Source organism: Longimicrobiaceae bacterium (assembly GCA_035696245.1).
Classification (GTDB): Bacteria; Gemmatimonadota; Gemmatimonadetes; order Longimicrobiales; family Longimicrobiaceae; genus DASRQW01.
On record DASRQW010000068.1, the window covers coordinates 1 to 13,882 of the forward strand.

Below are 13,882 nucleotides of genomic sequence, written 5' to 3' on the forward strand. Positions count from 1 at the left end.
CCGCCCCGGCGTGAGCCCGGCGAAACCGCCCGCCGGTCTCCCGCCGCACATCTCCACATGGGTACTGCGAAAAACATCCAGCTTCTCCCACATCGTCAGACTCTGCTCAGACCTCCGACTCCACCGTGGAACCCCGTCCGCCAGGACGGCCGCCCTTCGCAGCCGGGGGTTTCATACCCCCGGCGATGCCGCGGCGGAGAGGCTGATCGTGATCGCGCGCGTCCTTCGAAACGATCCTTTGCCCCGCGGCCGGTTCCCGATCGCGGCGCGTTCGCCCTGCGATCTCTCCCTGACGTTCGGCTCGGCCCTCAGTCGCTCCCGCCGATGTACATCTGGATCATCTGGCGCCACCAGGGCCAGTCGTGCGCCCAGCCGTCCCACACGCGCAGGGCGTTCCCGATGCCCTTCTCCCACAGGATGCGCGACAGGTACTCGTTGTTGCCGAACGACGGGTCGTCGCGCCCGATGGCGAGGATGATGTCCAGCCGCCGCATGGCCTCCAGCCGCCCCCAGTCGTGCTCGTGCGTCACGTACGCCGACGGGTTGTTGGCGAACACGTTGGCGTCGCTGTGCCCGTTCACGAAATCGCCGTTGTCGTACAGCCCGCTCAGCCCGATCGCGCGCCCGAACAGGTGCGGGTGGCGCAGCGCCATGTTCACCGCGTGGTACGCGCCGAAGCTGGCGCCCGCGGTGATCGCGAACGGGTTCGGGTTGCGGCTCTGCGAGAAGGGGAGGACCTCGGAGAGGACGTACTGCTCGTATTGGAGGTGGCGCCAGGCGCGGTCGCCGGGGTGCTTCCACTTGGCGTACCAGCTCTCCTCGTCCACGCTGTCCAGGCAGAACAGCTGGGCCCAGCCGCGCTCCAGGTGCTCGCCCAGCGCCTGCATCATCCCCTGGTCTTCCCACTCGAAGTAGCGCCCCATGCTGGTGGGGAAGACCACCACCCGCGCCCCGGAATGCCCGAACACCAGCAGGTCCATGTCGCGGCCCAGCGACGGGCTGTACCACCGTTGGTGCTCGCGGTGCATTCGGTCTCGCTCCGGGTGCGGCGGTGTGGATGGGAACGGGCCCGGCATCCCCCGCGGGAGCCGGAAGCCTCGCTGTCGCTGCCTCGCGCCAGGCCCCGGCGCCCCCGCAATCCACGGGCCGGTGGCGCCGGCCGGCACACCGGAGCCGCCGTTCTTCCGCGCTCCCCTCGCCCGCATCCCACGTACAGCACGCTGCGAGTCCGATGCGGCTCTCCGCCCCCGCCTGTCCCCTGTCACGCCGCGGACGTATAACTCCGCGCATCCACGCCGCTCATCCGCCCGCGGGTCAAAGGCCGAGCGCCCGGCGCCCCATCGACCAGCTCGTCCTCGAACCGCCCGAACACATGGAGATCGTCACAGCCCGCCTCGTGCTGCGCGAGTTCGTGGAGGCGGACGCGCCGTCGTTCGCCGCCTACCACGCCGATCCGCGCCAAGCCCAGTTCTACACGCCCGAAGAGGCCGAGCCCGCGCGCGTGCTGCGGCTGCTCGGCCTCTTCCGCGGCTGGGCGTGCGAAGATCCGCGATCCAACTACCAGCTCGCCATCGCCACACGCGGCGCACCCTCGGGGGTGATCGGGTGCGCGGGCATCCGCAGGGAAGGGCGCGGCGATCACCAGGCGGAGCTCGGCATCGAGCTGGCGCCGGAGCACTGGGGCAGGGGCTACGCGACCGAAGCCGCGGCGGCGCTGCTCGCGTTCGGCTTCCGCGATCTCGGGCTCTGGCGGATCACCGCGGATTCGGTAGATGCGAACGACCGCATCGCGCGCCTGCTTCGCCGCCTCGGCTTCGAAGCCATCGGCACGCGCCCCGGCACCGAGTGGATGCGCGCCCGAGGCTGGAGTCACGCCGAGTGGCTGTTCACCCGGGACCGGTGGTCTCCTCTGACGAACCACCCGGAGCCGGAGAGGTAGGCGCCGCGCCATCCCCCGATGCTCGCGCCGCATCTCCCGAAGCGTTCGCCGCGGGTCCGGCCGCCGGCGCACCCTCCGCGAGGCTGAACTCCAGCTTGCCGGCCTGCACGTCGGCGCGGACCAGCCGGACCCGGACGGCCGTGCCAAGCTCCAGGCGGGGTGCACCCTCCGGCTTCTGAACCTCGGAGCGGATGGCGGGATCCTGGAGCTGCACCTCGACCTTGCCGTTCCGCACGCCCAGCACCACGGCGGGGTAGTCGTTGCCCTCGCACCCGCGCAGCGTCCACGCCTCGGCGACGTCCACCACGCGGCGCTCCAGCTTGCCGTCCTTCTTCTCCGCCTCGTCCATCAGCGGCGGCAGCTTGGCGAGCGTCGCCACCTCGTCCGGCGTGGGCCGCCCGCCGCTCGCCAGCGTGATCAGCAGGTCGATCACGTAGCGATCCGCCAGGCGCCGCAGCGGCGCGGTGACGTGCGCGTACGGCATCGCCAGCGCGGAGTGGTTGGGCGCCGCGGGCGGCTCGCCGTCGAACGCGGTGTAGTCCGCGCCGCGGTTGGTGCGCCGCGCCTGCCAGAGCAGCGCCGTCGCGTTGGGACTCGTCACGTCTACCGAGTGGATGAAGTCCGGGTAGCTCATCCCCTCCGTCCACGCGAAGCCCAGCGCCAGCGCGGCGCGCCGGAAGCTCTCCAGCGCCGCCGACTCCGGGGCGGGCATGGTGCGCAGCAGGCCCACGCGGCCGTCCAGCATGCGCAGCGCGGCGCCGTGCCCGGTGAGCAGCGACACCTGCGCGTTCCAGTCCTCCGCCGCGTTCGGAAGCTCGTAGTCCAGCTTGTAGCCCAGCCGCGCCGCCGCCGCCTTCTCCACGTGCTGGTCCAGGATGGGCAGCGACACGCCGCCGCGCTCCGTCTCCCGCATCTTTCGCTTCTCGCCGAACTCCTTCAGCAGCATCAGCGACTCCGCCCACGGCTTGCCGGCGAACAGCTTCCCGCCGCCCTGCACGTGCTCCAGCGCCTGCTCGTACGTGAGCTGCGCGCGGCTGCGCACCAGCGCCCGCTCGACCGTGCTGCTCACGATGTCCGCGCGCGCGTTCAGCTCGAAGCCGAAGATCACGGCGGGGCACGGCTGGTCGGGCAGCAGACTCGCGGCGCCCTGGCTCAGCACCGGCGGGTACAGCGACTCGCGCTCGTCCGGCGCGTAGAAGGTCACGCCGCGCAGCCACGCCTCGCGCTCCACCGCGCCGCCGCGGTCCACCCAGAACCCCACGTCCGCGATGGCGTACAGCAGCCGGTAGCCATCGCCCATGCGCTCGAAGAAGAGCGCCTGGTCCAGATCGCGGCTCCCCGGCGGGTCGACCGTCACGAACTCCACCGCCGTCCGGTCCACACGCCCCGCATCGGCAGTGGGCACGCGCTTGGCCGCCGCTTCCGCCTCGGCCACCACGTCCGCCGGGAACTCCGTGCGGATGCCCAGCTCCGCCCGCGCGGCGGCGAACGCTGCATCCAGCGGCGATGTTTGCGCTCCGGGCTCGCTCATCTCACGCATCGTCTGAGGATCTGAATCGCACCGCCCCGGCAACCGGAACGCCCTCGCGCCCAAAGCAAAGACGGCGCCACCCGCCCCGTCCACGTCCCATCCACTCGCCCCGGACCCTCAATCGGCACCCCATTCGCCGGGCCAAGCTGGGAAAGAAGCTGGGCGATGAGCTCGCCGCCGCGAAACCATTCCCCCGTCCGGCCGGTATGAAGACTGCGTTGTCCGACGATGGAACCCACCGCCGGACCGACAGGCATCGTGTCCGGCCTACCAGAAGACGGAGGTGCGCGATGGTTCAGCTTACGTTGGGTGCAGACGAGGTGGCGGCGCTCACGACCGCCCTGAAGTCCTATCTCGGAGACCTTCACTCCGAGATCGCCGGCACCGACTCGTTCGACTTTCGCGAGGGGCTCAAGCAGCAGGAAGCCACGCTCCAGAGCATCCTCGGCCAGCTCGAGCACACAGGCGGCGACCCTGCCGTCCAGACCCACACCGCCACCGACGACGACCGCACGCTGGTTCTGTAGCTCTTTGGGCAGTCGGTAGATGCAAGAAGGGCCGGTCCGCGGTGGACCGGCCCTTCTCGCATCCGTTCAGTCGCACTGGCGAGGGGGACATCAAGATCGATCTTCCTCCCGGCGACAGTTGGGCGGTGCACGTTCAGCGCGACTTCTTCAGACGGTCGAGGTAGGCTTGGGCAGCGTCAGGACCGTTCGTCTGTTCGTAGCGGCCTGCCCGGAAGTCGTCTTCGGCAGCGGCCATGCGGTCCTGCATCTCCGGATGGTAGAACCAGTGCTGGTCCTCCGGAACAGCCGTCGCCGGAAACATCTCGTACGTCCCATTCGGCGTTTTCGCCAGGATCAAGGTGTTCGCATCGGCGCTACCGTCCAGCCCCAGATCGCGGCACACCTCCTCCGGGAAAGTGCCGCGTCCGTGTCTATCGACGAACATGAAGGGCATGATGTTCCTCGTGGTTTCCTCATTCCTCCCGCAGCATCTCCAGCGGAGTGTGGCGGAAGACTTCGCGGCTGGCCCACAGGCCCACGAGCGCGGAGAGGACCGACACGGCGGCGGCGAGGCCGAGGAGCGGCAGCACCGGCAGCCCGAAGTCCATCTCGAACACCCACTTGCACAGCGCCCACCCGCCCACCGCCGACAGGCCGATGCCGGCCAGTGACGCGGCGATGCCCAGCGCCAAGTACTCCGCCAGCAGGATCGCACCGATCTGCCGTCGCGTGGCGCCCAGCGTGCGCAGCAGCACGCTCTCGCGGATGCGCTGCAGGCGCGACGTGAGGATGGCGCCCAGCAGCACCACGAACCCCGTGGCGACGCTGAACGCGGCGAGGAAGCGGATCACCATCGCCACGCGGTCCAGCACCTCGTTGAGCGCGGCCTGCACCTGCGTGAGGTCGATCACGGCCACGTTCGAGAAGCGGCCCACCACGTCGCTCTGGATCTTCGCGCGGGCGGCAGGGGCGGGCGCCTGCGCCATGAGCACCCACGTCTGCGGCGCACCCGCGAGCGCCTGCGAGGGGAAGACGGCGAAGAAGTTGGGCTCCAGCCGCCGCCAGTCCACCTCGCGGATGGACGTGACCGTGGTGGGGATGCGAACGCCCTGCACGTCCCACGTGATGCGGTCGCCCAGCTTCACCGAAAGCTCCTCCGCGATCCCCTTCTCCAGCGACACCTCCGCCGGCTGGCCGGGCGCGGGAGCGGGCGTGGATGCGCTCCAGAACTTCCCCTGCACCAGCTTCTCGGACCCGACCAGCGAGTCGCGGAAGGTGGACCGGTACTCCCGCCGCACCGCCCAGCCATTCGACCGGCGTCCGCCGCCGCCCGCTCCGCCTTGGCCCCGCCCGCCCGATCCCTGGCGCTCCGCTCCGCCGCTGTCGGCGGATGGACGTCCTTCCGCCGGTCCCGCATCTCCCGTATCCGCCGCGGCACCGGGAGCGGCGGGGGCGTGGCCGTTGATCTCCGCGATCCGCATCGGCACGATGGCCGCGCGCTGGAGCACGCGCGCCCCGTCTGCCGATACCAACGCGGCGACACCTGCCGCCTGATCCTCCTGCACGTCGAACATCACCATGTTGGCCCTGGCACCGTTCGCTCCGGTCCGGAGCGGCCGCAGCAGGTTGTCCTGCACCAGGTAGAGCGTCGCCAGCAGGAACACGCCGAAGCCGAGCGCGAGGACGACGACGCGCGTCTGGTTGCCGGGCCGGTAGAGGTTCGCCAGCCCCTGCCGCGCGGGATACGCCAGGCGCGCCATCCGCGCACCGCGCATCAGCCGCGTGACCAGCAAGGCCGTGCCCCACAGCGCCAGCAGCGTCAGCCCGATGCCGGCCGTGAAGCCCACGCCCGTCTTCCAATCTCCCGCCTGGAAGATGACCAGCAGCACCACGCTCGCCGCGAGCAGCGCGCGCGCCAGCCACACGGGCCCGTCCGCCCGCGCCGCCGCCCCGCCGCCCGCGTCCAGCCGTCGCCGGATGGCTTCCAGCGGCGACACGCTCCGGGTCTGGAGCAACGGCAGCAGCGCGAACGCGACGGCGACCCACACGCCCACGCCGACGCCGGTGAGCAGCGCGCGCCCGTCCAGCGCCGTGCCGATGTGCACCGGGAGCATGTCCTGGATCAGCCGCGGCAGGACCCACTGCGTCGCCGCACCGAGCAGCGCGCCCAGCGCCGCCCCGGCCAGCCCCATCACCCCCGCTTGGGCAAGATAGATGACGATCACCTGCGGCGCGGTGGCGCCCAGGCAGCGCAGCGTGGCCACCGTCTCGCGCTTCTGCGCCATGTACGCGCCCATCGCGCTCGCCACGCCGATGCCGCCCAGCAGCAGCGCGAACGTACCCACCAGGCTCAGGTACGAGCCGAGCCGCCTGAGCGCATCTCCCAGTTGCTGCTGCGCCTCGTCCGCCGTGCGCGACTGCACTCGCTCTGAACGCAGGACGCCGCGGTGTGCCTGGAGGATCGCCTTGGCGGCGCCCGGCGCGGGCAGGCGGATGAACGCCTCGTACTGCGCGCGGCTGCCGAAGCGAACCAGCTTCGTGGCCGCCACCGTACTTGCGGGGATGTAGACGCGCGGCGCGAACAGGTTGCCGATCCCCACCTCGCCCGGCACCTTCTCCAGCGTCCCCGCCACGCGGAACCGCGTCTCGCCCAGCGAGATGCTGTCGCCCACGCGGATCTCCAGCGCGGCGAGCACGGCGGGGTCGACCACGGCGTTGCGGCCGGACGCGAGCCCCGCCCATCGTCCCGCGGGCGCGGTCTCGATCTGCCCGTAGAAGGGAAAGCCCGGCTCCACCGCGCGCACCTGCACCAGCCGCGTGCCCAGCGTCGCCGGGGAGATGACCATCGACGCGAAGGTCGTAACGCGCGCCACGGGAACGCCGCTGTGCTCCAGCCCGCGCAGCAGCGTCTCCGTCTTCGGCCCGAACGGCTTGTTGGCGGAGAGCGACGCGTCGGCACCCAGCAGCGAGCGCGACTGGTCGCGCACGCCCGCGGCCAGGTTGGCCGCGAACGACTGCGTCGCCACCAGCGCGCCGACGCCGAGGGAGATGGAGGAGAGGAAGAGAAGCAGGCGGCGGCGGGCGAAGCGGCTCTCCCGCCACGCCAGGGCGAACAGCGGCCGGAGCGCGCTCACGCTGCCGGTCCGTCGGATACGACCGCGCCGTCGGCCAGGCGGATCACCCGCCTCGCCTTTCCGGCGAGGTCGGAATCGTGCGTGACGAGCACCAGCGTGGTGCCCAGCTCGCGGTTCAGCTCCGTGAGCAGGTCCACGACGCGCGCACCCGTGGCGGCATCGAGGTTGCCCGTGGGCTCGTCGGCGAAGAGGATGGATGGCGAATGCACGAAGGCGCGGGCGATGGCCACGCGCTGCTGCTCGCCGCCGGAGAGCTGGGCGGGGAAGTGGTGGCCGCGGCCCTCCAGCCCCACGCGCGCCAGCAGCTCGCGGGCGCGCTCGGCGCCCCCGGGCGAGCCGCGCAGCTCCATGGGCACCTCCACGTTCTCCTGCGCGGTGAGCGTGGGGATGAGCTGGAACGACTGGAAGACGAAGCCGATGCGCTCGCGCCGCAGCCGCGCCCGTGCGTCTTCGGAGAGCGAGCCCAGGTCGGTGTCGTCCAGGCGCACGGTGCCGCCCGTGGGGCGGTCCAGCCCGGCGAGCAGCCCCAGCAGCGTGGTCTTCCCGCTGCCGCTTGGGCCCACGATTGCAACGAACTCCCCCGCGTCGATGCGGAAGCTGACGTCGCGTAGCGCCGACAGCTCGCGCCCGCCGCTGGGGTACGTCTTACGGAGATCCTGAACGATGAGCATGTATCGAGCTTTCCGCCGTACGGCAGCAGGGTTGTTGGTTTCGCTCTTCATCTTCGGCTGCGGCGGGGGCGAAAGCAAATCGCCGCCGCCGGGCGCCGCGGCCGCGCCCGCCGCCGCACCGCAAGCCGCGGAGCGCAGCGTCCTCTTCCTCGGCACGAGCCTCACCGCCGGTCTGGGCCTCGATCCGGACCAGGCGTACCCGGCGCTGGTCCAGGAGAAGATCGACTCCGCCGGGCTGCCGTTCCACGTCGTCAACGCGGGCGTGAGCGGCGAGACGGCTGCGGGGGCGCGGCGGCGCCTGGAGTGGATCCTCCGCCAGCCCTTCGACGTGATGGTGCTGGAGACGGGCTCCAATGACATGCTGCGCGGCGCCAACCTGGACTCGGTGCGCGCCGACATCCAGGCCATCATCGACCGGGTGCGCCAGGCACGGCCCAACGCGCGGATCGTGCTCGCGGGGATGATGGCGCCGCCCAACCTGGGCGCCCGCTACGCCGCGGGCTTCGGAGCCATGTACCCCGAGCTGGCCCGGAAGAACCACCTGCCGCTCATCCCCTTCCTGCTCCAGGACGTGGGCGGCGTGGCGGACCTCAACCAGTCCGACGGCATCCACCCCAACGAGCGCGGCGCCCGCATCGTCGCCGCGACCGTCTGGAAGACGCTGGAGCCGGTGCTGCGCGAGGATCTCACGCGCTCCCCCAGCCCCTCGCCCACAGCCCCGGCGCGGTAACGCGGCCCACTCGCCTCCGCCGATCGTCCCCGAGATCAAGGCGGAGTTTTGCGCCCCGGGGGCTCCCGCTCAGCGGTGCTGCAAGTGTGACCCGAGCCCGTGCCTTACGCTTAAGAGCCAGGCTTCGGCGGTTCATTTTAGTACAGTACAAGACAATGTTGACAGAATGCACGCTCGCTCTTATTCTGTCATCGCATGTGAACGAGCCCAGTGTGCGGGAAATCACGGATGGTCCGGGCTGACATTTCCGATACCTGACGGCCCTTTCTTCTGCGCGACTCCCGCTCCATACCATGATCCCATCGCTTCGCTTCGTCGTGCGTACCGCCTGCCTGCTCCTCGTTCAAGCAACCGTCTCCGCATCCTGCCTGGAAGCTCAGCAGCCTGGATCGGTGTGGACTCACGCCGATCCGCGCGCCGAGTGCGTGGTGCGGGAGGTTTCGCGTTCGCGTCTCACGGTGGAGGAAGGGCGCTCGCTCTACGTGGAGCCGAGTTCGCTGGCGGCCATGCAAGGAGATGTCTTCATAGCCGGCGCTCCCACGTACCTGTTTGCGCGACCGGCGGCCGGCAGGCGTTGGTCGCCCGCCGGTACGAACAGCGTCTTCGGCGCGCTCGTGCACCCGGACGGCGGCGCGCAAACCGTCCCGTCGCCTCTCGGCAGCGGGCTGACGGCGGGACCGCGTGTGCTGGGCCGGGACGAGGGTGGATGGGAAGCGGTGTTCGCCGAGCAGGAGCGTCCCTCCGCGAAGGTGTCCGAGCGCGTCCCGATCCGTGGCCTCTGGTACGGGAGGTTCGACGGCGGAAACTGGTCCCGCCTGGAGCGCCTTCCACTCCCCGTAGATGGACAGGTTCTGCCGTGGTCAGCGTCGGCGCTGGTGCGGGCGGGGGACACGCTCGCATGGGCGATGGTGGTGCACCGGTCGGGCGAGCGTGACGACGTGCTGCTCTTCGAGCGCCGCGGTGGACGCTGGACGTCGGAGCTGATCCTGGTGCGCACCGCATCGTACGTCGCCCTGGCGTACGCGCCCGGCCGCGGGCTCGTTCTCGCCATCGTCCATCCCGACAGCACCGTGCGTTCGGGAGATGAGAATTCGCTCTTCCTCTGGAGCCGCACGCCGGCGTGGCACCCGTGGCGCCGTCTGGCGCTCGGCGGACCGGAGCCCGTCCACGAGCCTGTCTTCTCGGCCACGGCGAGCTCTCTCGGCTGGCTGGCGATGGTTCGGGGTGCGGGGCACTCGGGATACGAAGCGCGGGCTCTCGCCGCTCCGGCCGAAGCATCTCCAGAGGAAGCGATCGTCGTCGATTCCGACGCCATGGCCGCGATACCGCTGAATCCCCGCGGCGCGGGTGCGGTCTGGTTGACCAGGCATCTGCCGACCAAGACGTCGAGCGAGCTTCGCGTGGTTCGCCGCGTGGGGACCTCCGTAGCCGTCTTGGGTAGCGCCCCGGACCCGTTCGTCGGGTTCGCGGGCGCCGTGGCGACCGGACCGTCCGAGATGCTGGTCACCGGTGCGGCCGTCGACTCCGCCGACAGCCTCGTAGCGTCGCTTCTCATCCGCCTGCGGACCGAATGCCGGCCCGCCTCCGGTGAGAAGCCCGGAGCTCCCGCAGCGGGCGGGAGCCATTTCACCGCGACACGGGAGGACGAAGAAGGCGAGGCGAAGAACGAGGCCGTGGGCCGCGGCCGTGCTGGTCGCGCTGGCAAGCTGCGCGGACGCGGGCGGGCTGACGGTACCCGGACCACATCCCAGCAGGGACCTGGACGTGGTGGTCCCGCGGCTTCAGCAGCCGGCGAGCGGCAGGTCGGTCGTGGTCCGCCGGCCGGGCCGCGACGTGGTGCCGGATGGTGGGACGGCGAACGGTGACCTGCGGCTGATCACCAACTACTGGACCGACGCGTACTTCACGTCCGCCGTGGCGTACGGAGAGGCCCACATGGACTTCATCACGGCAGAGGCGTCGCAGACGGTGACGGCGACGCTGCGGCGCGGCGACAAGACCATCGCGAGCCAGAGCGCCACCACCGCGGACGGGTTCATCCTCCCGCTCGTGGGCTCGCTGAGCACGTTCGTCAACATCGCCATCACCGGCACGTGCGGATACCTGGTGGATGCCACCACCACGCACAGCGCGAACGACACGTACGTCGGCACCATGGTCGCCAAGGACGTAAGAACGTCGCACAAGGCCTTCGCGCAGCCGGACTGCCCTCCCGAACCGGCGCCTCCAACGGCGAGCGGAGGTGGCGGCGGGCTCTCGTCCGGGGCGGACGAGTGGTACCTGTGCACCTTTCAGAACTACTTCATCGGCGACGAGCTGATCTCGACGGAGGTGCTGGGATGCCGGCCGCTCCGCAGCTAGCCCGCCGGCTCACGAGGGCAACCAACCACCAACGGAGGACCGATGTGGAACCAAGTACGGAGCATCCGCTCGATCTTGATACCCGCAGCCTGTGTAGCTCTCTTGGCGCCCTCGACTGCATGGGCGCAAGCTGGCGCGCCGGTACGCGTGGCGATGCCGGACAGCTTTCCCGCGGCCGATGTTCGCATCCTGGTGATGCGCTTCGCTTCTGGTAAGCCGGACGTGGTGATGCTGAACCACGCGACCGTAGATGCGGATGCGCTCGCGGCCGGGATGGCGCTTCTGAGGAACATGAGACGTGAAGATCCGCGCCCGGCCACGGATGTGGTCGCAGTGGTACAGGGTTTCGCGCCCGGTCAACCCGGTGCGCACGCGGCCCCGGGATGGGCCACCCGCCTCGCCGAGCTGCAAGCCCAGCCACGATCGCGCATCGGCAACCTCGGCGCTGGCCGGTGGATCGAGATGCCCGACGCTGTGCCGTAGGCCACGACCGCCGCGTCAGGTGGGAGGCAGGTCCGGAGTTCGATCCGAGGAGCAAGTCGGAGTCGCAGTTCGCCGCGGTTCATTGCGAGGTTTCATCAGTCCAGCGGCGGTGGGCGCCTGTGCCCACCGCCGCTTCCATCTTGCTTCACCTGTTGGAGACGCTTCCATTTCGCAGCGTGTGCTGGCGCCCACGGATGGAAGTTTCGATCGAATGTATGCGTTCGCTTCCTCGGATACGGAATCCGGGTAGATCGGCTTGCCTTCGCGGAGTTCTCGCCGAAGCGAATCGGACCATCGGTAGCAGCCCACGTAGCTGGGCTTCGTGCCGTCGTAGCCCGCGGCTTTAGCCGCCAGGGCGATGCTGGCCGCATCGATTCTCCCGGATTTCGTACGACTCCGTCTGGCAGAAGCCGCGAGCGCGGGGCGTTTCAGGGCGAGATCGAAGCAGGCGTTTCTTCTTCGTGGGGAGCGGGCGGATGGAGCGGAGCATCTACACGGGCGGGATGAAGATGGTGTCCGGGCCCGGAGCAGAGGCGGAGCGCGGCGGGGTGACGGGAAGCGAGGATCGCGGCGCCGGGCCCAAGCCGCTGTACCTGCTGGCGGACAGCCAGCTTCTCTTCTGGCGCGACGACGGCGGCGCGTTCCTGGACGGGATGGCGGGTCTGGCGGATCGCGTCCGCCCGCGGGCGGCGTACATCGGCGCGTCGAACGGCGACGAGGCGGCGTTCTACGAGATCTTCACGGGGGCGATGGAGGGCATCGGCATCGGTGCGGAGAGGTGCCGGATGATCCCGTCCGGCCCGTCGGCCGAAGAGCTCGCGTTCCTCGCTGGAGCGGACGTGGTGCTGCTGGGCGGCGGCGACGTGGAGCGCGGATGGCGGACGATGCGCGCAAACGGGGTTGCCGAGGCCGTGGTGAGGCGCCACGCGGAAGGCGCCTTGCTGATCGGCGTCTCGGCCGGAGCGGTGCAGCTGGGGCTGCTGGGGTGGCCGGAGGGGCGCGCGGAGGGCGGCGCGGTGTTCGGCACCTTCGGCCTCGCGCCGTTCGTCGTCGATGCGCACGCGGAGAAGGACGAGTGGGCCGAGCTTCGCCGCGTCGTGGCGGCGCGGGGGGACGTGGCGGGGATCGGCATCCCCAAGGGCGGCGGAGTGATCTGCCACCCCGGCGGCACGGTGGAGGCCGTGCGCCGGCCCGTGTACGAGTGGGTGGCGCACGACGGCGCGGCGGCGTGCAGCGTGGTGTTTCCCGCCGGGGAGTAGAGGGCGGGTTCACGCGGCGGCGCGGCGTGGGTATCTTCCTCCCGTTCCAGGCACGCCGTCACGCGCCGTCCACCCGCCCGCATGCGCATCTTCGCACTCTCCGACCTGCACACCGACTTTCGCGACAACCGCGCGCTGCTGGACCGCCTGCCCGCGCACGCCTACCGCGACGACGCGCTCATCGTGGCGGGCGACGTGGCCGACCGGCTGGAGACCATCGGCGAGACGCTGGGCTTCCTGCGCAGCCGCTTCGCCGAGGTCTTCTTCGTGCCCGGCAACCACGAGCTGTGGGTGCGCAACGACGCGCGCGACTCGGTGCAGAAGTTCGCGGCGGTGCTGGAGCTGTGCGACTCGCTGGGCGTGCGTACCCGGCCCGCGCGCGCGGCCGGCCGCTGGGTGGTGCCGCTCTTCTCGTGGTACACGGCAGACTTCGACCGGCACGGCAGCGCGGCGCAGGCGGAGCTGGACGCGTGGTCGGACTTCTACTTCTGCCACTGGCCGGCTTCGGTGCCGCGGCCGGACGAGTATTTCGCCGCCCTCAACGCCCGCCACGTGCGCCGATACGATGCGCCGGTCGTCTCCTTCTCGCACTTCGTGCCGCGGCTGGACCTGCTGCCGCCGGTGCGCTACCTGGGCTTCAAGGGCTTGCCGCGCGTGGCCGGGTCGGAGCGGATCGAGGAGCAGATCCGCCTCATCGGCTCGGCCGTGCACGTGTTCGGGCACACGCACATCATGGAGGATCGCGTCACGGACGGCGTGCGGTACGTGCAGAACTGGCTGCGACCGCTGCACTCCGGCGCCGTGCCCGACGCGCCGCTCAAGCTCATCCACGAAGAAGAAGAGGTACCGGGCAGGGTTCAGCCGCTCTTCTGCTGAGTGGCCGAGCATCCGAGGGACGTTCGGGAGATGCGGACGGGCGATGGATTGCCGCGCATCTTCCCAAAGACGAAGAGCCCCATCCGGCTGGCGTGCCGGATGGGGCTCCGTTCATCTGCCGTATGAGGCGGTCAGCAGGCGTCGTAGCGGAGCATGCGCTCGATCAGCTCGTGGACGTGCAGGTCGCGCACGGCGTCGCGGCTCAGCGGCTCTTCGGGGAGCGCGAGCTGGCGCTCGGCCGCCAGGCGGGCCTTGTGCTCGCGGAGGCACTCGGGCGTGAACGCGGGTGCGATCTCGGCCAGGCGCGCGGCGAAGGCGGGATCCTGCGCCAGACGAGCTTCCACGCGGCCGCTCGCGATCTCCAGCACCGTCGAGTCCGTCTGCGCACGAAG

The 13,882-nt window shown here is 70.7% G+C and carries 14 protein-coding genes; 8 read left to right on the top strand and 6 right to left on the bottom strand.

Annotated elements, in window-relative coordinates:
- Window positions 1–308 precede the first annotated feature (308 nt).
- On the bottom strand, window positions 309–1,028 hold the full coding sequence (locus tag VFE05_03285) for an alpha/beta hydrolase-fold protein (GenBank protein ID HET6229075.1): 720 nt from the start codon (window positions 1,026–1,028) through the stop codon (window positions 309–311).
- A gap of 344 nt (window positions 1,029–1,372) precedes the next feature.
- On the opposite strand from VFE05_03285, the gene VFE05_03290 reads away from it, so the two are divergent.
- Window positions 1,373–1,939 carry a GNAT family N-acetyltransferase gene (locus VFE05_03290; protein HET6229076.1) on the top strand — a complete coding sequence of 189 codons (567 nt, stop codon included), beginning with the start codon at window positions 1,373–1,375 and terminating at the stop codon, window positions 1,937–1,939.
- Here VFE05_03290 and VFE05_03295 read toward each other — a convergent pair.
- On the bottom strand, window positions 1,887–3,470 hold the full coding sequence (locus VFE05_03295) for an RNB domain-containing ribonuclease (GenBank protein HET6229077.1): 1,584 nt from the start codon (window positions 3,468–3,470) through the stop codon (window positions 1,887–1,889). The two genes, VFE05_03290 and VFE05_03295, sit on opposite strands and share 53 nt — an antisense overlap.
- Window positions 3,471–3,760: 290 nt before the next feature.
- Between VFE05_03295 and VFE05_03300 the strand changes: the two genes are divergently transcribed.
- Entirely contained in the window at window positions 3,761–3,997 is a 237-nt protein-coding gene (locus VFE05_03300) for a hypothetical protein (GenBank protein ID HET6229078.1), read from the top strand.
- A gap of 133 nt (window positions 3,998–4,130) precedes the next feature.
- On the opposite strand, the gene VFE05_03305 is transcribed toward VFE05_03300, so the two are convergent.
- Genes VFE05_03305 through VFE05_03315 form a run of 3 tightly spaced genes read right to left on the bottom strand, consistent with a single transcriptional unit; the run spans window position 4,131 to window position 7,781 of the window.
- Window positions 4,131–4,430, bottom strand: a complete 300-nt coding sequence (locus VFE05_03305; protein ID HET6229079.1) for a hypothetical protein — start codon at window positions 4,428–4,430, stop codon at window positions 4,131–4,133.
- A 19-nt stretch (window positions 4,431–4,449) separates the two neighbouring features.
- Complete coding sequence (locus VFE05_03310; protein ID HET6229080.1) at window positions 4,450–7,110, bottom strand: FtsX-like permease family protein; 2,661 nt, start codon at window positions 7,108–7,110, stop codon at window positions 4,450–4,452.
- Window positions 7,107–7,781 (bottom strand): ABC transporter ATP-binding protein, encoded by a 675-nt coding sequence (locus tag VFE05_03315; GenBank protein HET6229081.1) that lies wholly within the window; start codon window positions 7,779–7,781, stop codon window positions 7,107–7,109. Before VFE05_03315 ends, VFE05_03310 begins: the two co-directional genes overlap by 4 nt.
- Window positions 7,782–7,815: 34 nt before the next feature.
- Here VFE05_03315 and VFE05_03320 point away from each other — a divergent pair, with 34 nt between their 5' ends.
- The 6 genes from VFE05_03320 (at window position 7,816) to VFE05_03345 (ending at window position 13,490) form a co-directional block, all read left to right on the top strand.
- Window positions 7,816–8,511, top strand: a complete 696-nt coding sequence (locus VFE05_03320) for an arylesterase (protein HET6229082.1) — start codon at window positions 7,816–7,818, stop codon at window positions 8,509–8,511.
- Between the two features lie 428 nt (window positions 8,512–8,939).
- Window positions 8,940–10,376: a hypothetical protein gene (locus tag VFE05_03325; GenBank protein HET6229083.1), complete on the top strand. Its 1,437-nt coding sequence runs from the start codon at window positions 8,940–8,942 to the stop codon at window positions 10,374–10,376.
- Window positions 10,321–10,872, top strand: a complete 552-nt coding sequence (locus VFE05_03330) for a hypothetical protein (protein ID HET6229084.1) — start codon at window positions 10,321–10,323, stop codon at window positions 10,870–10,872. The genes VFE05_03325 and VFE05_03330 overlap by 56 nt, the downstream gene beginning before the upstream one ends.
- A gap of 153 nt (window positions 10,873–11,025) precedes the next feature.
- Window positions 11,026–11,355, top strand: coding sequence for a hypothetical protein (locus VFE05_03335; protein HET6229085.1), 330 nt, complete (start codon window positions 11,026–11,028; stop codon window positions 11,353–11,355).
- A 476-nt stretch (window positions 11,356–11,831) separates the two neighbouring features.
- A complete protein-coding gene (locus VFE05_03340; protein HET6229086.1) occupies window positions 11,832–12,614 on the top strand; it encodes a Type 1 glutamine amidotransferase-like domain-containing protein in 783 nt (260 codons plus the stop codon).
- Between the two features lie 81 nt (window positions 12,615–12,695).
- The gene (locus VFE05_03345; protein HET6229087.1) at window positions 12,696–13,490 is read left to right on the top strand and encodes a metallophosphoesterase; all 795 of its coding nucleotides are present in this window, start codon (window positions 12,696–12,698) and stop codon (window positions 13,488–13,490) included.
- 131 nt (window positions 13,491–13,621) lie between these two features.
- Here the strand turns inward: VFE05_03345 and VFE05_03350 are convergent.
- A partial coding sequence (locus VFE05_03350; GenBank protein HET6229088.1) for a hypothetical protein occupies window positions 13,622–13,882 on the bottom strand: 261 nt, incomplete at its 5' end.

Bases quoted from the DNA above. Each gene is read 5' to 3' on its own strand.
- VFE05_03295 (HET6229077.1), bottom strand. From the start codon at position 3,470: ATGAGCGAGCCCGGAGCGCAAACATCGCCGCTGGATGCAGCGTTCGCC.
- VFE05_03345 (HET6229087.1), top strand. From the start codon at position 12,696: ATGCGCATCTTCGCACTCTCCGACCTGCACACCGACTTTCGCGACAAC.
- VFE05_03340 (HET6229086.1), top strand. From the start codon at position 11,832: ATGGAGCGGAGCATCTACACGGGCGGGATGAAGATGGTGTCCGGGCCC.
- VFE05_03285 (HET6229075.1), bottom strand. From the start codon at position 1,028: ATGCACCGCGAGCACCAACGGTGGTACAGCCCGTCGCTGGGCCGCGAC.
- VFE05_03290 (HET6229076.1), top strand. From the start codon at position 1,373: ATGGAGATCGTCACAGCCCGCCTCGTGCTGCGCGAGTTCGTGGAGGCG.
- VFE05_03305 (HET6229079.1), bottom strand. From the start codon at position 4,430: ATGCCCTTCATGTTCGTCGATAGACACGGACGCGGCACTTTCCCGGAG.
- VFE05_03315 (HET6229081.1), bottom strand. From the start codon at position 7,781: ATGCTCATCGTTCAGGATCTCCGTAAGACGTACCCCAGCGGCGGGCGC.
- VFE05_03300 (HET6229078.1), top strand. From the start codon at position 3,761: ATGGTTCAGCTTACGTTGGGTGCAGACGAGGTGGCGGCGCTCACGACC.
- VFE05_03335 (HET6229085.1), top strand. From the start codon at position 11,026: ATGCCGGACAGCTTTCCCGCGGCCGATGTTCGCATCCTGGTGATGCGC.